This window comes from Thiomicrorhabdus sp. (genome assembly GCF_041583835.1).
GTDB lineage: Bacteria > Pseudomonadota > Gammaproteobacteria > Thiomicrospirales > Thiomicrospiraceae > Thiomicrorhabdus.
This window is the reverse complement of sequence record NZ_JBFHFC010000006.1, coordinates 104,066-121,972: the sequence shown is the minus strand read 5'-3', so window position 1 is coordinate 121,972 and position 17,907 is coordinate 104,066. Positions and strand designations below refer to the sequence as shown.

Here is a 17,907-nt window from a genome sequence, read left to right as displayed (position 1 = left end):
TTGAACAAACTAAAACTTGAGACGGAGAACCTTTTCATGTTCACAAAATCTATGACCATTGCCGGTTACGATGATTTGATTGCAGATGCCATCAAAAACGAAGAGAAACGACAAGAATCTCATATCGAATTAATTGCTTCTGAAAACTACACCAGTCCGCGAGTGATGGAAGCACAGGGCTCATGCTTCACGAATAAGTATGCGGAAGGTTATCCAGGTAAGCGCTACTACGGTGGTTGTGAGTTTGCGGATATTGTAGAGCAAGCGGCAATCGACCGTGCTAAAGAGCTGTTTGGTGCGGATTACGCAAACGTTCAGCCGCATTCCGGTTCACAGGCAAACGCAGCGGTTTATATGGCTTTGGTCGAGCCGGGCGATACGGTTTTAGGTATGAGCTTGGCGCACGGCGGTCACTTGACTCACGGTTCTCACGTCAGCTTCTCGGGTAAGATTTATAACGCGGTTCAGTACGGTATCGATTCCGTGACCGGTAAGATCGATTACGACGAAGTTCAGGCATTGGCGAACGAACATAAGCCGAAGATGATCATCGCCGGTTTCTCCGCTTACTCTCAAGTGATTGATTGGCAGCGTTTCCGCGACATCGCGGATTCGGTTGGTGCTTATTTGTTTGTCGATATGGCTCACGTAGCCGGTTTGGTCGCCGGTGGTTTATATCCTAACCCTGTTCCGTTCGCGGATGTTGTGACGACGACGACTCACAAAACACTTCGCGGTCCTCGCGGTGGTTTGATCTTGGCTAAATCCAACCCGGATTTGGAAAAGAAATTGAATTCGGCGATTTTCCCGGGCGGTCAGGGTGGTCCTTTGGTCCACGTCATGGCGGCAAAAGCGGTGGCTTTCAAAGAGTGTTTGGAACCTGAGTGGAAAACGTATTGCCAAAATGTCGTTAAAAACGCGAAAGCAATGGCGGAAGTATTCATGAAGCGTGGTTGTGATGTGGTTTCCGGCGGAACCGAAAACCATTTGTTCTTGGTCAGTCTGATCGAGAAAGGTTTAACCGGTAAGTTGGTAGATGCGGCTTTGGATAGCGCGCATATCACGATCAATAAAAACTCGGTACCGAACGATCCAATGTCTCCATTTGTTACTTCCGGTATTCGTGTGGGTACGGCGGCAGCGACTACGCGTGGTTTCACCGAAGAAGATTGTACAAATCTAGCCACTTGGATGTGCGACGTTATCGATGCGTGCGACCAGGCAAACGAGACTTGGGACGAAGCGGTCATTGCCGATGTTCGTGCTAAAGTGTCCGCTTTGTGCGAAGCGAAACCGGTTTACAAGTAATTTCAGTTTTTACGAACTGAATTCAAGTTCTAAAAAACCACCGGGTTCGGTGGTTTTTTAGCATCTACAAAAGAGTTTCTCGAATTATTGATATTCGTTTTTATAAAAATCTTGGATTTGACTTGGGTTTTTATAAAAGAGATTATCAAATTAAATCATTGTCCATGGAGTAAATAAGGTATGCATTGTCCGTTTTGTAATGCGCCAGATACAAAAGTCGTGGATTCTCGCCTCGCAACCGAGGGAGTTCAAGTACGTCGCCGCAGAGAGTGTCTACAGTGCGGAGAGCGTTTTACCACTTACGAATCAGCCGAGCTTTCATTGCCTAGAGTGGTTAAAAGCGATGGCAACCGCGAGCGTTTCGACGAGGAAAAAATCCGCCGTGGTTTGATTAAGGCTTTGGAAAAGCGCCCGGTAGAGAGTGATGCCATTGATCAAATTATTGGTCAAATGACTAAGCGTTTGATGTCCGAAGGGGTGCGAGAAATTCCTTCTTCTCAGCTTGGAGAGTGGGTGATGGAGTCTTTAAGAGAATTAGATCAGGTCGCTTATGTGCGTTTTGCCTCGGTTTACCGATCTTTCCAGGATGTGAACGCTTTTAGGGAAGAGATTGAGAAGTTGGTGCACGCAACAACCGCCAAGACGGATAACGGTCAGTCGTAATGCAACGTTTTTCAGCGGTCGACGAAGCCTATATGCAACTGGCGATCGAGTTGGCCAGAAAAGGTCTCTATTCGACCAAGCCGAATCCGGCTGTCGGGTGTGTGCTGGTCAAGGATGAACGAATCGTCGGTCAAGGATGGCATCGTAAAGCGGGCTTGCCGCATGCCGAAAGGGTCGCTTTGGCCGAAGCCGGTGAGTCGGCACGCGAAGCAACCGCTTATGTGACATTGGAGCCTTGTTCCCATCACGGACGTACGCCGCCGTGTGCGGACGGTTTGATTGAGGCCGGCGTAAAGCGGGTTGTGGTGGCCATGCGTGATCCTAATCCGCTGGTAGCTGGTTCGGGTATTGAACGGATGCAGCAAGCGGGTATTGTCGTTGAAGTTGGATTGTTATCCGATCAGGCGAGAGAATTAAATCCGGGGTTTATTCAAATGATGGAAAAGCAGCGTCCTTTTGTTAGATTGAAGATGGCCAGTAGTCTTGACGGACGGACGGCGATGGCAAATGGTGAAAGCCAGTGGATTACGGGGTCTGAAGCTCGTTTGGAAGTGCATAAGTTGCGGGCTCGAAGCGGCGCGATGGTAACGGGGATTGGCACCGTATTGGCGGATGATCCAAGTATGAATGTACGGTTACCGGAAGAACTGTTGGCAGAGTTGAATTTGGATGAGGATTCCTGCCAGCCTTTGCGTGTGGTATTGGACCCTAACTTGAGCATGCCGCTTGATGCAAAGATGCGTTCCGTACCCGGGCGTATTATTTTAATGACCTCGAAAGAGACGGTTGAACGCGATCCCGCCTTGGTTGAAACTTTGATTGGTGCCGGTTTTGAGTTAGTCGCAGTGGCGTCCGAGGAAGATCGTTTAGATATCGGATCGGTATTGGACTATTTGGCTCAAGAGGAAGAGATCCGTGAAGTCATGGTGGAATCCGGTGCGATTGTCGCCGGGGCTTTCATGCGGTCGGGAATGGTTGACGAATTACATTGTTTTATCGCGCCGGTTTTGATGGGGCATCAGGCTAAGCCGATGTTTGTTTTGCCGGAATTGGAGACGATGCAGGATAAGCTGACTTATCAGCTTGAATCCATGGATCGACTAGGTGAGGATGTTCATCTGGTTTTAACTCCGAAATCGAATTAGGAAGCGAATTGAGCTTAAGGGATGAGGTAACGAATGTTTACGGGAATTATCCAGGCGGAAGGTTTTATTGAAAAGATCGAGCCGCGCCAAGGTGATTGGCGTGTCACGATCCATACCGGTAAGCTTGATATGGCTGATGTGCAAATTGGCGATAGTATCGCTGCCAACGGTATTTGTCTAACGGCGATCGAGCTTGGGAAGCAGGCTTATGTGGCGGATGTGTCGGGTGAGACGTTAAGTGTGACTACGGCTGGAGAGTGGCAGGTAGGTACACCGGTGAATCTGGAGAAGGCGTTACGACTTCAGGATCGTCTGGGGGGACATTTGGTTAGCGGTCATGTGGATGGCGTGGGTATTGTGAAAACGATTTCTCAGGATGCGCGTTCTTGGCGTTATGAAGTAGAAGCGCCGATCGAACTCTGTAAATATATTGCAGGCAAGGGTTCCATCTGTATCAACGGTATTAGTTTGACGGTTAATCAGGTGGATGGTTGTGTGTTCGGCGTCAATATCGTTCCGCACACTCGTCAGGAAACGACGATTAAGTATTTTAAGCCGGGTACCCAAGTCAATTTGGAAGTGGATTTATTGGCGCGTTATTTGGAGCGAATGTTATCGGCTCCGCAAGCGGAATCGACATCGAAAATCACGCCGGAATTTTTGGCGGAAAATGGATATAAGTAAGCATGCAGTTAAATACGATTGAAGAACTGATTGAAGATTACAAGCAAGGCAAGATGGTCATTCTGATGGATGATGAAGACCGTGAGAACGAAGGTGACCTATTGGTTCCAGCGAGTACGGTGACGGCGGAAGACATCAATTTCATGGCACGCTACGGTCGCGGCCTGATTTGTCTGACGATGACGCGCGAGCGCTGTAATCAGTTGCATTTGCCGCTTATGGTTCGCGATAACAAAGATCCTCACGGCACCAATTTTACGGTTTCGATCGAAGCGGCCGAAGGGGTAACGACCGGTATTTCCGCCGCCGATCGTGCGGTGACGGTGCGTACTGCGGTGGCCAAAGAAGCCGGTCCGGCTGATATTGTCACGCCCGGACACATTTTTCCGTTGATGGCCCAACCTGGTGGCGTTTTAACGCGTGCCGGGCATACCGAAGCGGGCTGTGATTTGGCACGTTTGGCCGGTTTCGAACCGGCTTCGGTGATCGTCGAGATTATGAATGAAGACGGCTCTATGGCGCGTCGAGATGATTTAGAGGCCTATGCCCAAGAACACGGCTTAAAAATCGGTACGATTGCCGATTTGATTCAGTATCGCCTGCAAAACGAGAAGACCATTGAACGTGTTTCCGAGTGCAAGTTACCGACGGAGTTCGGCGAATTCAAATTGATCGGTTATCAGGATGTGGTCGAGCATAAAGCGCATTTCGCTTTGGTGTACGGCCAGTTGAATCCGGAACAGCCGACGGCGGTTCGTGTTCATATGCTTGATACCTTGTGTGACGTTTTCGGATCGACTCGTGGTGAATGCGGTTGGTCGTTGCAGAAAGCGATGCAACAGATCGTTCAAGAAGGCAGTGGTGCAATCGTGGTATTGCGTAAACATGAAGAGGCGGCCGAATTACTTGATAAGATTCAGCAATTCCAAATGCGTGATTTAGGCATTAAATCTCCGGAGCGAATTGTCGAAGACGACACCAAGACTTATGGTCTGGGGGCTCAGATCATTGCCGATTTGAATATTACCAAACTTAAGGTGATCGGTTCGGCGTGGAAGATGAACGCACTGAGCGGCTTTGGATTGGAAATCAGCGAAGTGTTGCCGAAATTGGGTGAAGACAAGTAACCTAACGGTTTAATGGGATTGAAATTTTTCTATTTGCCGGCAAGTATGGCAAAATACCGCATAACATTCGGTGTGAATTTAATTAAGAGATGTATAAATGAAAACAATCGTTGGAAACTTAACTGCAGCAGATATGAAAATTGGCTTAGTCGTTGGCCGCTTTAACAGTTTTATCGTTGACCACTTGGTGGAAGGCGCGGTCGATACCATCGTTCGTCACGGTGGTGATGAAGCGAATATCGAAAAAGTAATGGTTCCGGGTGCGTTTGAGATTCCATTGGTAGCGCAAAAGATGGCGAATTCCGGCAAGTATGATGCAATTGTTGCATTAGGTGCGGTCATTCGTGGCGGTACGCCTCATTTTGATTATGTTGCCGGCGAGTGTGTAAAAGGACTTGGTCAGGTTCAGTTGAGTAGCGGTATTCCGGTTTCATTCGGTGTATTGACCGTCGACAGTATCGAACAGGCAATCGAGCGCGCGGGAACCAAAGCGGGGAACAAGGGTGAAGAGTGCACCTTGGCAGCGATTGAGATGGTTAACGTTTTAAAACAATTATAAAAGTAGTCCACTGAATGAGAGATTTGAATCAAGTACAGCCCGGTAAGGGTGAAGAAGTCCAAGAGGACGAACCGCAGGTTTCACAGCGTACCGAAACGCGACGAGTTGCCTTGCAGGCGCTATACCAGTGGCAAATGAATGCAGACGAGCCTTTTGTTATCGCTAAGCAGTTTAGTGAAGACGGCTTGTTGACGGGCGTGGATGCGACGTTGTTCAACGAGTTGTTGAGCGAGGTTTCTTCAAAGGCGGTTGAATTGGATGAGGTATACGGCGCTTTGTTAGATCGTTCGGTTTCCATGATCGATCCGGTCGAGAAAACCATTATGCGCATGGGTGTTTACGAGTTGCAGGCTAAGCCGGAAATTCCTTATAAAGTCATCATCAATGAGTGTGTTGAGTTGGCTAAGCGTTTTGGTGCCGAAGACAGTCATAAATACGTCAACGGTATTTTGGATAAGGTTGCACAGCAGTTAAGAAGTATGGAAGTAAATGCATCTTAATTGAGATTGTGTCATGTGTGTCTTATAAAGAAAGCCCCGCAGGTTATGCTTGCGAGGCTTTTTTTGTAATAGGGGATAGGACGTGTCCGAAGAGTTTAATTTAATTGATCACTATTTTTTGCCGTTAAGCCAGTCTTTAGCGGATGATGAAGTCGGAATCGGGGATGACGGCGCCGTGTTGACGCCTCCCGAAAACCATCAGCTTGTGGTGGTAACGGATACTTTAGTTGCCGGCGTTCATTTCCCTCACGATACTTCTGCGTACGACATTGCCTGGAAAGCGTTGGCGGTTAATCTGAGTGATTTAGCCGCAATGGGTGCACGCCCCGGCTTCTTCTCTTTGGGGCTGACTTTGCCTGAAAACAATCATGATTGGTTGAAAGATTTTTCGGAAGGGTTGGCTGAATTAAGCCGGATTTACCAAATTCCTCTCATCGGCGGAGATACTACAAAAGGTCCATTGACGGTAACGGTAACGGCACACGGTTGGGTGGGAAAGGGTCGCGCATTGTTGCGTTCCGGCGCGACACCGGGGGATTTGATCTGTGTTTCCGGGTGCTTGGGAGATGCCGGATTAGGACTGAAGGCGGCGCTTAAAACTTTTTCCGAAACTCAGCAGGCCTGGTTCACTAAAGGAATGTTGGACTCTAGCTTAACCGCTTTAAATAGGCCTTGTCCGCAGCTTGAGTTGGGGCAGCTATTGAAAGACTATGCCTCTGCAGCGATTGATGTTTCGGACGGTTTATTGGCCGATATGGGCCACATACTTGAAAGATCGTCGGCTAAAAAAGGGAGTCCGGTGGGGGCTGAAATTTTCCTGGATCAGTTGCCAATGTCTGAGGCGGTGCAGGAGTGGATTGCTAAAACCGACGATTGGAGCTTGCCCTTATCGGCGGGCGATGATTACCAGTTATGTTTTACGATCAGTCAACGGAAATGGCTTGAGTTGTCGGAAAAGTGTGCGTCTGAGGGGTTAAATGTTCAGTCGATCGGTAGGGTGACGGAGTATCCGGGGGTGAAGATTAAGGCGTCGAGTTCGGATGAGATGCAGGCGGAACAAGCTGAACGGTTGCTTTCGGCACAAGGTTATCAGCACTTCTAAAGAGAATGGACTGTAGATAAAGGATTTTAGTTCGTTAACACAACCTGTACGGAGTTGATCCGAATGCAGGTTGTGTAACGATAGAGGTTTGAATCAGTTCTGTTTGAACTGGCGGCGAGTTTGAACGCCTTGGGCTAGGATATCCAGAATTCTTTCGCTGTCTTCCCAACCGATACATGCATCGGTAATGCTTTGGCCGTAAGTTAAAGGCTGACCGGGATTAACATCTTGTCGACCTTCGATAATGTGGCTTTCGATCATGGCGCCCATGATGCTGTATGAGCCTTTAGAGAGCTGTTCAGCGATTGATTCGGCGACAACTAGTTGACGTTCGTGTTGTTTGCTACTGTTTGCGTGGCTGCAATCCACCATCAACTTGTCCTCAACTCCGGCTGCTTTCAGCATTTTCACCGCTTCGCTAACATGAGCTTCATCGTAGTTAGGTCCGCTGTTACCGCCACGCAGGATAACGTGACAGTCCGGGTTTCCGGTGGTTTCGAAGATCGCCGAATGGCCGGCTTTGGTTAATGACATAAAGATGTGCGGGTTGTTGGCTGCACGAATTGCATCAACTGCAATTTGGAAACCGCCATCGGTACTGTTCTTGAAACCGACCGGGCAGGATAGACCGGATGCCAATTCACGGTGGCCCTGGCTTTCGGTGGTTCTCGCTCCGATCGCACCCCATGCAATCAAATCGGCAATATATTGCGGAGAGATCAGATCAAGGAATTCAGTTGCAGCAGGCACGCCCATGTCGTTGATATCGACCAGTAAGGAGCGAGCCAATTCTAAGCCGCGGTTGATTTCAAAAGATTCGTTCAGTCCCGGATCGTTAATTAACCCTTTCCAGCCGACCGTAGTGCGAGGCTTTTCGAAGTAGACGCGCATAACGATTAGCAAGTCTTCTTTATGTTTGGCGATTTCAGCTTTCAATTTTTCGGCATATTCTCTGGCTGCATCGGGATCATGGATGGAGCAAGGGCCGATAATGACCAACATACGGTCGTCACGACCGGAAAGGATGTTGTGAATTTGTTGACGCGTATCGTAAACCGTCTGTGCGGCCATTCCGGTGATTGGGAATTGCTCATGCAACTCGCAAGGAGGACGGACTTCTGTAATGTTTTTGATACGTAGATCATCGGTCTGATACTGCGTCATAATCAACCCTGTTTTTATGTAAGACTCAAATGGTGAGTGAGTGATATTTTTAGAGCGAATTATTATGCCATTTTATTAGTCGAAATGCTTCAGGATTTTGTGAATAAGTGCGTTTTGTTCGGGAAAGGTGATGTAAATTGCCGTTTATCGGAAATTGGCAAGTTCGTTTGCGATTAAATTGCCGTAAAAATCGATTAAAACGGCTAAACAAAAGGGCGATGGGGATGGCTATTAATTGGTTTTGTGCTAGAATTATTGGGTTTAAATTTTAATTGCTTTTATTTGATTACCTCTAGGCAGAACGACGTGCATTGTAAATATATAATTCAAGGCTATACAGAAGAAGGCCGCAAATTCAGACCAAGTGATTGGATTGACCGTATCGCCTCTATGATGGCGAGTTATGGTAGCTCCCATCGCCTAGTGTTTTCTGACTTGTTGCATCCGGAATTATATGACGGTGAAAAGTGTCTGATCATCGATACGGAATTGGAAATTAAGAACCCGATCATGTTCCAGTATGTGATGAATTTTGTGAAAAGCAATAAGCTTAAAATGACTCGCGTCTGTGATGCAACCGAAGCGAAGTTAGGTAGTTAGTCGAATTAAAGTCCGGATTGTTTGCTTTTGGCATCGATCCGGTTGATCATCTCTTTTCCGCATATCCAGATATTCATCTCCCTCGTACCGTCTTTCAATCACTTGATTCATCGCCATTAACGGTTTGCGGCGTAATGATTTTAAGTTGACGCTCAGGCCGCTATCTACGTAGCAGCCAGAAAGTAAGGGTTAGATGATGTTGATTCCTGCAATCAATGTTACCCAGCCACCGATTGCCAAGAAAGGGCCGAATGCCAACGGGCTGCTGTAATCACGTAACTTCAATAGTACGCCGCCAACCCCGATGATTAGGCTGGTAACGGAGGCGATCAAAATAATCTGCGGGATTGCCGCTAGTCCGAACCATGCGCCTAAGGCCGCCAACAGCTTAAAGTCGCCGTATCCCATTCCTTCTTTTCCTGTCAAAAACTTGAAGCTGTGGAATAGCACCCATAAAAGCAGGTAGCCTATCGCGGCTCCCCAGATTGCATCACTGGTAGAGGTAAAGAAACCTTGGGTATTAAAGAGTAGGCCGATCCATAGGAGGGGCAGGCTTAAATTGTCTAGAATGAGTTGGTGTTCAATATCGATGACGCTGATAGTGATTAGAATCCAGGTGAATATTAAAGCGGCAAAGCCTAGTGTCGTTGCGCCGAAATGCCACATGACCAAGGTTGTTGCCAGTGCCGTCGAAACTTCAATCAACGGATAGCGTGCCGAAATGTTGGCTTTGCAATTATGGCAACGGCCCTTGGTCCATAACCAACTGAATAGCGGGATTAGTCGGAACCAAGGAAGGCGGACGTCGCAATTCGGGCATTTTGATCCGCCGAGACTGATCGATTTCAGTTGCTCACTTTCGTCCATCATGAGTATGCGCGGCATTCGCCAACTCAGCATGGAGATAAAGCTGCCGATGATCAATCCGAATAGTGCGCTGAAAATGAGAAGTTGAGTGAGACTGAGTTGTTCCATGTCAATCCTGTTGGTGTGTAAATAAACAGATTTTAGCAGGCTTGGATTGAATGGCGTGTGTTTTTTGTGGTTTTGTCCGGCGCTACTCGGTACCTGGCGAAGCGGCCGATGTTTACCGTAGTAGCCTTCGAGGTAGGATTATTCCGAGTAGGTGACGCAGTTACGGTCGTTTTCCCAGACGGTGATGCTATGCATTTTCACTTCCGGCGTTGCGATGCGTTCCTGAATGGCTCGGAATAGATATACGGCAATGTTTTCAGCAGTCGGATTCGTTTCTTGGAAGTGTGGATGATCGTTCAGAAAGGTATGATCCAGTTCTTTGACCACTTCTTTTGCGTGACGTTTGATCTCTTTAAAATCGATGACCATACCGATTTCATTCAGTTTGTTGCCTTCTACCTGAACTTCAATTTTCCAGTTGTGACCGTGTAATTTGGCACAATCGCCCGGATAGCCGCGAAGACTGTGGGCCGAAGCAAAATCTAATAATGTTTTTAAAACAAATGTCTGTGCCATATCCAACCGAAATATCTACTTAAATTCAAAGAGGAGGGAATTATATCTAAAAGGCTAGCTTATTGAAAGCAAACCTTTTTTTGAAATTCAACGATCGTGTTTAATGATTGCGTTGAGCAATGTAGGCGATCAGTTTTTCTAAAAACAGGCTGGTTATGTTCAGCTCGCTAAGAATCGATTGCGCTTGGTGAATCAATTGATCACGATACTGTTTGGATTTTTCAAGTCCGAGTAGGCGGGGATAGGTGGATTTGTTGGCTTCCTGGTCGCTGCCCTGAGGTTTACCCAAGGTTTCCGTATCACTTTCGATGTCCAAAATGTCATCCTGAACTTGGAATGCCAAGCCGATACAGTTTCCTAAGTTTTCCAAATTTGAGCGAATGCTTTCGTAATGAGGACTTTGCACGGCCCCCATTAACAGAGCAGCTCTAATTAAGGCGCCTGTTTTCATGAGGTGCATGGTTTTTAAGCTTTCCAGATCGAGTTCTATGTTTTCTGACTGAATGTCGATCATCTGTCCGCCGATCATTCCTGCAATACCGCTAGCATCGGATAGAAGGCGAATCAATTCCAACTTGTGCGTGTCTTCGACGTGTGGATCCGAACTGAGTGTTTTGAATGCGAGCGTTTGCTGTGCGTCGCCTACCAATATTGCGGTCGCTTCGTCAAATTGAATGTGGCAAGTGGGAACCCCGCGGCGCAAGTCGTCGTCGTCCATTGCCGGTAGATCGTCGTGAACCAAAGAGTAGCTGTGAATGAGTTCAATGGCACAAGCCGCACTATCAAGTTGTGGCAGGGGAATGTCGAGCGATTCGCCGACGGCATAAATTAAAGCCGGGCGTAACCGTTTACCGTTGTTAAGCGTTGCATAGTGCATCGCCTGTTTGATGGTTTCGGGAATGGCCGGGTTGAGCGTTGCTTCCGAAAGTAAATCCGATAACTTCGAGTGAATTCGTTCTTGGTAAAAAGTAAGTTGTATTTGCAAAACGCTGCTCCATAAAAAAAGGCCGTCAATTTGACAGCCTTTTCAGGGTTCCATTGAATGGTGTTATTTTAATCTTAGAAAGTCTTTAAATAAACACCATTTCAAATGTTGTCCGGTTTTTGCTTAAAGCTCATCACCGTGCTTACCTAGGTATTCGGCAACACCTTCAGGTGAATCTTTCATACCTTCATCACCTTTGTTCCAGCCGGCAGGACAAACTTCACCAACTTCTTCATGGAACTGAAGCGCTTCAACCATGCGTACCATTTCGTCAACGTTACGGCCTAGTGGTAGATCGTTAACAACCTGGTGACGAACGACACCTTCTTTGTCGATCAAGAAAGCACCACGTAGAGCAACGTTGCCTGGGTGAACGATTCCGTATGCTTCCATGATTGATCCGCCAAGGTCAGCAACCAACGGGAACTTAACCGGACCAAGACCACCTTGATTGACCGGAGTGTTACGCCATGCGTTGTGTGTGAATTGAGAATCTACAGAGATACCGATAACTTCAGTACCTAGTTCTTTGAACTTATCAACACGGTGGTCGAAAGCCAAGATTTCAGAAGGGCATACGAAAGTGAAGTCTAGCGGGTAGAAGAAAACAACTGCGTATTTACCGTCAATGTGGCTTTTTAGGTTGAAGTCATCAACGATAGAACCATCTGCTAGCACCGCTGCAGCTGTGAAATCTGGCGCTTGTTTAGTGACAAGTACTGACATGTTAAATCCTTTATCTAAGTAAATTAAATGTTCAAATTAAATACCGGAATAGTATAGTAGATTTGTAGGGTATATGCTACATATCGGAGTGTATTCTTAGAGCCGTTTATTGGGTTGGAAAATTTCTGTAAAAGGGTGATGTTAATATTCTTTAACAATATTAAAATGCTTGTTTTTATATATCTTAATGTTTTTTTTACTTATGCCGATAACCAAACAATAGGACTATGTAAGCGAGGGTTTGCAAATGTTTGTAGTCTACAGTCCGGAAGGCCAAAGCTTTATCGGCGCCGCTCAAAATCTGCCCGCTCTAAAGGTGGATCCGGCCAAGCGTGTCACTCAGCCCAAGAAAGCCGGGTTGGAGGATATGAGTTTGGAGCCCGACCACTCGAATCCCTACTTCCAGAAAGAAGAGGCGCTGAGGAAATATCAGAATATCCAGAGTTCCGGAGGCGATCGGCGTCGTTCGGTCAAAGTGTCGGAGCTCATGTCGAGTCCGGTTGTAACCATTCGGAGTGATGTTTTGATTGAGGATGCGTGGAATTTAATAGTGGCTAGGAAAATTCATCATCTTCCGGTCGTTTCTGATGGAAAGTTGGTCGGTATTTGTTCAAAATCGGATGTTTTGCAACGAATCATCTTGGATGAAGCCGGTAATGTCGAAGAGGCTCGTGTTGATGTTGTGGAAAGAATCATGAATCCGCAAGTGATTACAACGAGGCCGGGAACGGAAATCCAGGAAATAGCAATGGCGTTGACCCGGTATCATATCGGAGCTTTACCGGTGATGGATCAGCAGGAGAATTTGGTTGGAATTGTGACCTTGACGGATCTGGCTAAACATCTGTCGCAACGTTCTCCGGTCGGTCTTTATGTGTAGGATTAAGTTGCAAGAAGGTGAGTGGTTCAGAGCAGGCTTGGCAGCTTTAAAGCGCCAGGCCTGTGAGTGAGGATTTATTGTTGTTGCTGTTGTTGGGCTTCAGCTAAGTCTTTATGAACCTGTTCCATGTCTAGATCCAATAGTTGCTGAATACCTTCTTCTAATGCACTACCCGGAATGGCACCCGGATTTGAGAAAACCACGATTTTCTCACGCATGAAAACCAGTGTCGGAATGGAGCGCACTTGGAACATGCCTGCAAGTTCCTGTTCTTCTTCAACGTTCACTTTGGCAAATACGATTTCAGGATGTTTGTCCGAAACTTCTTCAAAAATAGGTCCGAATTGTTTACAGGGACCGCACCATTCAGCCCAAAAGTCGAAAATTACAATTTCATTGTTGTTAATAGTTTCTTCGAATTCCGCCGTGGTTAGGTTGACTACAGCCATGCTGGGCTCCTTTTGATTTTGAATAATTTGTTGTGTGCATCCGATTAGACGCTTGGGTTTCCACCTTGGGTTAACAGTACAGGATTTAGATACTGTTTTAAAGTGCCTTCGTCTAAATCGGTCATCTCCAGAGCAACCTCTAGAACCGGGCGGCCGCTTTTATAAGCTTCTTTGGCAATAGCCGCGCCTTTTTCATAACCAACCACGGTGTTGAGCGCGGTGACAAGAATCGGGTTGACGTCCAGCGCTTTTTGGATGTGATCGGTATTAACGGTAAAACCTTTGATTGCCAAATCAGCCAGTTGAACCGCCGCATTCGATGCGATTTCAATGCTTTGAAGCAGGTTGAAAGCAATCATCGGCAAGGCGACGTTCAATTGGAAATTACCCGATTGGCCGCCGACGGTAATGGCGGTGTGGTTCCCCATGATCTGAGCCGCAACCATACAGACGGCTTCGGGAATGACCGGGTTGACTTTTCCGGGCATAATCGAACTTCCCGGTTGTAGCGCAGGCAGTTGAATCTCCCCAAGTCCGGCTAGCGGGCCCGAGTTCATCCATCTTAAATCGTTGGCGATTTTCATAAAGCTGGTGGCCAATACATTGAGCTGCCCGCTTAATTCAACCGACGTGTCTTGACTGCTGAGACCGACGTAAAGGTTATCCATTTGTTCGAACGGCACGGCGGTAATGGTCGACAGGTTGGCTGCGACAAGACGGCCGAATTCAGGGTCAGCGTTAATGCCGGTGCCTACGGCGGTTCCGCCTTGCGGTAATTTGTGTAATCGTTTTTGAGTATCTTTCAGACGGGCAATATTGTCGGTGATCTGAGCTCGCCAACCGGAAAGTTCCTGACTCATTTTTACAGGCGTAGCGTCCATTAAATGGGTGCGCCCGGTTTTTACCACGTCAGCTAATGATTGCTCTTTGTCTTCGATGGTTTGCGCAAGGTGGCTCAAAGCGGGGAGTAGTTGTTCTTCGATTGCCATCGCCGCGGCAACGTGAATGGTGGTCGGAATGACATCATTCGAACTTTGGCTCATGTTGACGTCATCGTTAGGGTGCACTTCAATCCCGGTCAGGTTTTTTGCAAGCTGGGCGATGACTTCGTTCGCGTTCATGTTGGTGCTTGTGCCGGAACCGGTTTGAAAAACGTCGATCGGAAATTGATCCAGATATTGACCTTTGATGATGCTGTCGGCAGCGGTTTGAATCGCGTGCGCTTTTTCTTGGCTCATTAAACCAAGTTCATGATTGCTGTCTGAGCAGGCAAATTTTACATAGCATAGGGCCTTAATAAAATTTGTCGGCATTGGGGTGCCGCTAATCGGAAAGTTATTGATTGCCCTTTGAGTTTGAGCGCCATAAAGAGCTTCTTGAGGAACTTCTAGGGTTCCCATGCTGTCTTTTTCGATTCTATATTGCTTGTCTGACATGGTTTTTGATTTTGATTTTAAGTTTAAATGATAACCGGGAAAAGATGGTTTCGAATCCGGTTAAGTCGGGTTGAATTGAGAATATTTTAGTCGATTTTCTTATCGGTTTGACAGCTTAATCGATAAAACTTACTTCTAATATGATGCCGGTTTTGAGTTAATATACTTATTTGTCGGTTAATGAACTACTGCATTAATGGCGATGCTTAAAAGCGAAGTATCATTCGCTCAACCTTTGTGTACGCTCTAAAAGAGCGGAATGTTTGGCTATTTATGAGTATTGAAAATCTTTCTGTTAACCATTGGATGTTGAACGAATTCCTTTGGTGGAGCTATGAAGTCAAAGAATCCAGTTCGGAAATAGTATGTTCCGAGGGATTGCAGCGGTTGTTTGATCGTCCCGTTAAAACATTGTCGGACCTGACCGGTAAATATGATACGCCGTTGATGAATCTGAAAGTTCAAGAAATATTGGAAGATTCTGAACGGGATTTGCGATTTGTCTGTAGTTTCGATACTAAAAACGGCAAGCTTTCGTATCAGCATCGTTTGCAGATTTACGAAAGTGAAGGGAAGCGCATTGTATTTGCGGAATGCGTCGATGTCACAGAAATGGTATTGCTCGAGCGTGAGATCGTTGATGCCCAGGGGCGAATGTCTTTAACGCAGGTTTATGAAAAGCAAGCGTTACTGGAAGAGCAGAACCGTCTTATTCAGGAATCCTATTCGAAACAGTCTCGATTTTTGGCCTTGTTGAGTCACGAGTTGCGTTCTCCTTTGTTGGGAATAAACAGCATGGTGACGCAACTTAAAAAGTATTGCGAGAAGGACGAATATCTATCGGAAAGGTTAAGAGTCATCAATCTGACTTCCGAACAGATGATGTTCTTGGTGAACGATATCTTGACGTATTCCCAAACTGAATACGATGCGATAAGTCTTCACCCGAGACGCTTTTCTCTCAAACAGTCGTTTGACTACGTCAAGCAGTTGACCAAATCGATTGCCGCCGACAAGGGGGTGTTTGTTTCGATGGTCTATCTCGGTAAAAGCGATTGGGTTTATGGAGACAGTATTCGTCTGTCTCAGATTTTGATTAATTTAATTGTTAATGCGATCAAATTTACCAAGCTGGGTGGTGTTTCGGTTGAAGTGCGACAGGAGTCCGACGATCACTTTTCATTTATGGTGATGGATTCGGGGGAAGGTATCTCTGCCGATAAGTTGGAATATATATTCGACCCGTTCGTTCAGTTCAAGACGGAAGGGGCGACACGGACTTTAGGTTCAGGGCTGGGGTTGTCGGTCGTTAAGCAGCTAATCGATTTAATGGGGGGCGAGATTTCGGTCACTTCTACGGTCGGTGTCGGTACCACATTTAATTTCAGTTTAACCCTTCCGGTGGCCGAGCCGATGGAAGAGATTGAAATGTCTGTGCCGGAAACAAGAGAACAGCCTGAGGCTCCCAAGCAGTTAGAAGCATTACAAAGCCATGCCTATAAGATACTTGTCGTGGATGATTCTAAAATCAACCGAATGGTTTTGTCCGGATATCTGAAAGAACTGGACTGTTCCGTTGTAGAGGCTAAAGATGGTTTTGATGCTTGGACTCGCTTTCAGGAAGGCGGTTTTGATTTTGTGTTTTTGGATATTCAAATGCCGATTATGGATGGCTTTGAAGTAATGGAAAAAATTCAAGAATTAAAGCGGTCGGGTGGTGCAAAAGAGTTGAAAGGGGTGTTTGCGGTGACGGCCGGCGGCGGTGAGGAGCTTATTCCTCAAGGACACAGTCTGGATTCGTTAGGATTTGAAGAGTGGCTTGTTAAGCCAATAGAGAAGTCTCAAGTTGTAGCGTTGCTTCTGAACAGGCATTCAATGGAGCAAAACTTTCAAGCTGAGCCGGATTCGGAACCGGAGCGGGTTGAGGTGTTAAATGAGTCGGAGCAAACAGAGGAAGTGACGGAGTCTGATCTCTCCTTTGAGCAGCATGAACTTTTAGAAGAGTCAAAATTAGCCGACGAAATTGCAAATATTCCTGAAGGTTTTTATAACTTACTGGGACGATTTGCGGAAGAGTTTCAAGATAATCTGAATCAGTTGCGAGAGGTTGCTGGTAAAGCGGAATGGCCCGGAGTAAAGGCTTTGGCGCATTACATGAAAGGTAATTGCATGGTGTTTCAATTGCTTAGCAGCGTCGAGTTGTTGAGAGAGATTGAAAAGCAGGCAGAGTCTGAATTAAGTGATGCCGAAAGGAAAAAAATGATAGAATCTCGGATTGAAGGACTTGAAAAAGCTTTGAAATACCTTGAGAATTCTCAGGTTTTTAGACATAATACCGAGCAGTAATGTTGATTTGGAATAGAGAGACAGGAGGTTTCTCTATTTTTAAAGAGGTTGAAAATTCCATGACAAAAAAAATTACGATTTTATTAGCTGAAGACCATAGTTTGGTTAGAGCAGGGTTTAAATCGATTCTACAATCTGAAGAAGATTTTACTGTAGTAGGTGAAGCGGAAGACGGTTTGGAGTGTCTGGAGTTAGTCAGATCCAAGTCTCCAATGGTTGTGTTGCTTGATTTGTCTATGCCTAAATTGAGTGGCTTGAATGCGATTTCTCATATTCAGAAACGTTACGCTGATACTAAAATAATCGTTTTGACTGCGGCGGAAACCCCGAGTGTTTGGATCGAAGTGCTTGACTTGGGTGTAGACGGTATCGCAATGAAGTCGGTTTCACAGAAAGAGTTGATTGCCGGCGTTCGTAAGGTTGTTGATGGAGAAACATTCATTCATTCGGAAATTCAGCCGATTTTGGATGCGGAGATAGAGCAGCTTTCGGTCGGTAAGAAACTTTCCGTTCGAGAAAAGCAGGTTGTTAAGTTGGTAGCGGAAGGTTATAAAACGAAAGAAATTGCCGATATGTTGGATATTAGCGATCGTACCGTTTCTAAACACCGTGAAAATTTGATGACCAAAATGGGCGTGACTTCAACGGCAGAAATTACCAATTATGCGAATGAGTCAGGATTGACCAAAGTTCGTTTGGAAGAAATTGAGTAAGCGATTTTAATTCGTCTTACAAAATAAAA

The 17,907-nt window shown here is 46.3% G+C and carries 19 protein-coding genes; 12 read left to right on the top strand and 7 right to left on the bottom strand.

Annotated features, from left to right (window positions below; translation table 11 throughout):
- The first annotated feature begins 36 nt into the window (after positions 1–36).
- From glyA to thiL, 8 genes are all read left to right on the top strand, one after another.
- Positions 37–1,308, top strand: coding sequence for a serine hydroxymethyltransferase (gene glyA / locus ABY044_RS05190; protein WP_373018867.1), 1,272 nt, complete (start codon positions 37–39; stop codon positions 1,306–1,308).
- 180 nt (positions 1,309–1,488) lie between these two features.
- Positions 1,489–1,971, top strand: a complete 483-nt coding sequence (gene nrdR, locus ABY044_RS05185) for a transcriptional regulator NrdR (RefSeq protein ID WP_373018865.1) — start codon at positions 1,489–1,491, stop codon at positions 1,969–1,971.
- Positions 1,971–3,116 (top strand): bifunctional diaminohydroxyphosphoribosylaminopyrimidine deaminase/5-amino-6-(5-phosphoribosylamino)uracil reductase RibD, encoded by a 1,146-nt coding sequence (ribD, locus tag ABY044_RS05180; protein WP_373018863.1) that lies wholly within the window; start codon positions 1,971–1,973, stop codon positions 3,114–3,116. The genes nrdR and ribD overlap by 1 nt, the downstream gene beginning before the upstream one ends.
- Positions 3,117–3,149: 33 nt before the next feature.
- The gene (locus ABY044_RS05175) at positions 3,150–3,800 is read left to right on the top strand and encodes a riboflavin synthase (protein ID WP_373018861.1); all 651 of its coding nucleotides are present in this window, start codon (positions 3,150–3,152) and stop codon (positions 3,798–3,800) included.
- Between the two features lie 2 nt (positions 3,801–3,802).
- The gene (ribBA, locus tag ABY044_RS05170) at positions 3,803–4,927 is read left to right on the top strand and encodes a bifunctional 3,4-dihydroxy-2-butanone-4-phosphate synthase/GTP cyclohydrolase II (RefSeq protein ID WP_373018859.1); all 1,125 of its coding nucleotides are present in this window, start codon (positions 3,803–3,805) and stop codon (positions 4,925–4,927) included.
- A gap of 97 nt (positions 4,928–5,024) precedes the next feature.
- Entirely contained in the window at positions 5,025–5,486 is a 462-nt protein-coding gene (ribE, locus tag ABY044_RS05165) for a 6,7-dimethyl-8-ribityllumazine synthase (RefSeq protein ID WP_373018857.1), read from the top strand.
- A 14-nt stretch (positions 5,487–5,500) separates the two neighbouring features.
- Complete coding sequence (gene nusB / locus ABY044_RS05160; protein ID WP_373018855.1) at positions 5,501–5,986, top strand: transcription antitermination factor NusB; 486 nt, start codon at positions 5,501–5,503, stop codon at positions 5,984–5,986.
- 82 nt (positions 5,987–6,068) lie between these two features.
- Positions 6,069–7,088 carry a thiamine-phosphate kinase gene (thiL, locus tag ABY044_RS05155; protein WP_373018853.1) on the top strand — a complete coding sequence of 340 codons (1,020 nt, stop codon included), beginning with the start codon at positions 6,069–6,071 and terminating at the stop codon, positions 7,086–7,088.
- Positions 7,089–7,181: 93 nt separating this feature from the next.
- Here thiL and aroG read toward each other — a convergent pair whose 3' ends face one another.
- Complete coding sequence (gene aroG, locus ABY044_RS05150; RefSeq protein ID WP_373018851.1) at positions 7,182–8,252, bottom strand: 3-deoxy-7-phosphoheptulonate synthase AroG; 1,071 nt, start codon at positions 8,250–8,252, stop codon at positions 7,182–7,184.
- A 306-nt stretch (positions 8,253–8,558) separates the two neighbouring features.
- On the opposite strand from aroG, the gene ABY044_RS05145 reads away from it, so the two are divergent.
- Positions 8,559–8,852, top strand: a complete 294-nt coding sequence (locus tag ABY044_RS05145) for a DUF3579 domain-containing protein (protein WP_373018849.1) — start codon at positions 8,559–8,561, stop codon at positions 8,850–8,852.
- Positions 8,853–9,041: 189 nt separating this feature from the next.
- On the opposite strand, the gene ABY044_RS05140 is transcribed toward ABY044_RS05145, so the two are convergent.
- The 4 genes from ABY044_RS05140 to ABY044_RS05125 form a co-directional block, all read right to left on the bottom strand.
- Positions 9,042–9,827, bottom strand: a complete 786-nt coding sequence (locus ABY044_RS05140) for an A24 family peptidase (RefSeq protein WP_373018847.1) — start codon at positions 9,825–9,827, stop codon at positions 9,042–9,044.
- A 138-nt stretch (positions 9,828–9,965) separates the two neighbouring features.
- Positions 9,966–10,343 carry a 6-carboxytetrahydropterin synthase QueD gene (gene queD / locus ABY044_RS05135; protein WP_279418977.1) on the bottom strand — a complete coding sequence of 126 codons (378 nt, stop codon included), beginning with the start codon at positions 10,341–10,343 and terminating at the stop codon, positions 9,966–9,968.
- Between the two features lie 100 nt (positions 10,344–10,443).
- Positions 10,444–11,328 carry a polyprenyl synthetase family protein gene (locus ABY044_RS05130; protein ID WP_373018845.1) on the bottom strand — a complete coding sequence of 295 codons (885 nt, stop codon included), beginning with the start codon at positions 11,326–11,328 and terminating at the stop codon, positions 10,444–10,446.
- 123 nt (positions 11,329–11,451) lie between these two features.
- On the bottom strand, positions 11,452–12,054 hold the full coding sequence (locus tag ABY044_RS05125; RefSeq protein ID WP_279418975.1) for a peroxiredoxin C: 603 nt from the start codon (positions 12,052–12,054) through the stop codon (positions 11,452–11,454).
- Between the two features lie 247 nt (positions 12,055–12,301).
- Between ABY044_RS05125 and ABY044_RS05120 the strand changes: the two genes are divergently transcribed.
- On the top strand, positions 12,302–12,934 hold the full coding sequence (locus ABY044_RS05120) for an HPP family protein (RefSeq protein WP_373018843.1): 633 nt from the start codon (positions 12,302–12,304) through the stop codon (positions 12,932–12,934).
- A 74-nt stretch (positions 12,935–13,008) separates the two neighbouring features.
- Here ABY044_RS05120 and trxA read toward each other — a convergent pair whose 3' ends face one another.
- Together trxA and ABY044_RS05110 are read right to left on the bottom strand one after the other, a co-directional pair.
- Complete coding sequence (gene trxA, locus ABY044_RS05115) at positions 13,009–13,383, bottom strand: thioredoxin (RefSeq protein WP_373018841.1); 375 nt, start codon at positions 13,381–13,383, stop codon at positions 13,009–13,011.
- 44 nt (positions 13,384–13,427) lie between these two features.
- Entirely contained in the window at positions 13,428–14,819 is a 1,392-nt protein-coding gene (locus tag ABY044_RS05110) for a class II fumarate hydratase (RefSeq protein WP_373018839.1), read from the bottom strand.
- A 273-nt stretch (positions 14,820–15,092) separates the two neighbouring features.
- Here ABY044_RS05110 and ABY044_RS05105 point away from each other — a divergent pair, with 273 nt between their 5' ends.
- Complete coding sequence (locus ABY044_RS05105) at positions 15,093–17,165, top strand: hybrid sensor histidine kinase/response regulator (RefSeq protein WP_373018837.1); 2,073 nt, start codon at positions 15,093–15,095, stop codon at positions 17,163–17,165.
- 59 nt (positions 17,166–17,224) lie between these two features.
- On the top strand, positions 17,225–17,878 hold the full coding sequence (locus ABY044_RS05100; protein WP_373018835.1) for a response regulator: 654 nt from the start codon (positions 17,225–17,227) through the stop codon (positions 17,876–17,878).
- Positions 17,879–17,907 lie beyond the last annotated feature (29 nt).

What these genes read in the sequence shown, in the direction of transcription:
- nusB (WP_373018855.1), top strand. Translation starts at nt 5,501, where the DNA reads ATGAGAGATTTGAATCAAGTACAGCCCGGTAAGGGTGAAGAAGTCCAA.
- ribD (WP_373018863.1), top strand. Translation starts at nt 1,971, where the DNA reads ATGCAACGTTTTTCAGCGGTCGACGAAGCCTATATGCAACTGGCGATC.
- aroG (WP_373018851.1), bottom strand. Translation starts at nt 8,252, where the DNA reads ATGACGCAGTATCAGACCGATGATCTACGTATCAAAAACATTACAGAA.
- ABY044_RS05105 (WP_373018837.1), top strand. Translation starts at nt 15,093, where the DNA reads ATGAGTATTGAAAATCTTTCTGTTAACCATTGGATGTTGAACGAATTC.
- ABY044_RS05140 (WP_373018847.1), bottom strand. Translation starts at nt 9,827, where the DNA reads ATGGAACAACTCAGTCTCACTCAACTTCTCATTTTCAGCGCACTATTC.
- ABY044_RS05100 (WP_373018835.1), top strand. Translation starts at nt 17,225, where the DNA reads ATGACAAAAAAAATTACGATTTTATTAGCTGAAGACCATAGTTTGGTT.
- glyA (WP_373018867.1), top strand. Translation starts at nt 37, where the DNA reads ATGTTCACAAAATCTATGACCATTGCCGGTTACGATGATTTGATTGCA.
- ABY044_RS05125 (WP_279418975.1), bottom strand. Translation starts at nt 12,054, where the DNA reads ATGTCAGTACTTGTCACTAAACAAGCGCCAGATTTCACAGCTGCAGCG.
- ABY044_RS05110 (WP_373018839.1), bottom strand. Translation starts at nt 14,819, where the DNA reads ATGTCAGACAAGCAATATAGAATCGAAAAAGACAGCATGGGAACCCTA.
- ABY044_RS05175 (WP_373018861.1), top strand. Translation starts at nt 3,150, where the DNA reads ATGTTTACGGGAATTATCCAGGCGGAAGGTTTTATTGAAAAGATCGAG.
- ribE (WP_373018857.1), top strand. Translation starts at nt 5,025, where the DNA reads ATGAAAACAATCGTTGGAAACTTAACTGCAGCAGATATGAAAATTGGC.
- ABY044_RS05120 (WP_373018843.1), top strand. Translation starts at nt 12,302, where the DNA reads ATGTTTGTAGTCTACAGTCCGGAAGGCCAAAGCTTTATCGGCGCCGCT.
- nrdR (WP_373018865.1), top strand. Translation starts at nt 1,489, where the DNA reads ATGCATTGTCCGTTTTGTAATGCGCCAGATACAAAAGTCGTGGATTCT.
- ribBA (WP_373018859.1), top strand. Translation starts at nt 3,803, where the DNA reads ATGCAGTTAAATACGATTGAAGAACTGATTGAAGATTACAAGCAAGGC.
- trxA (WP_373018841.1), bottom strand. Translation starts at nt 13,383, where the DNA reads ATGGCTGTAGTCAACCTAACCACGGCGGAATTCGAAGAAACTATTAAC.
- queD (WP_279418977.1), bottom strand. Translation starts at nt 10,343, where the DNA reads ATGGCACAGACATTTGTTTTAAAAACATTATTAGATTTTGCTTCGGCC.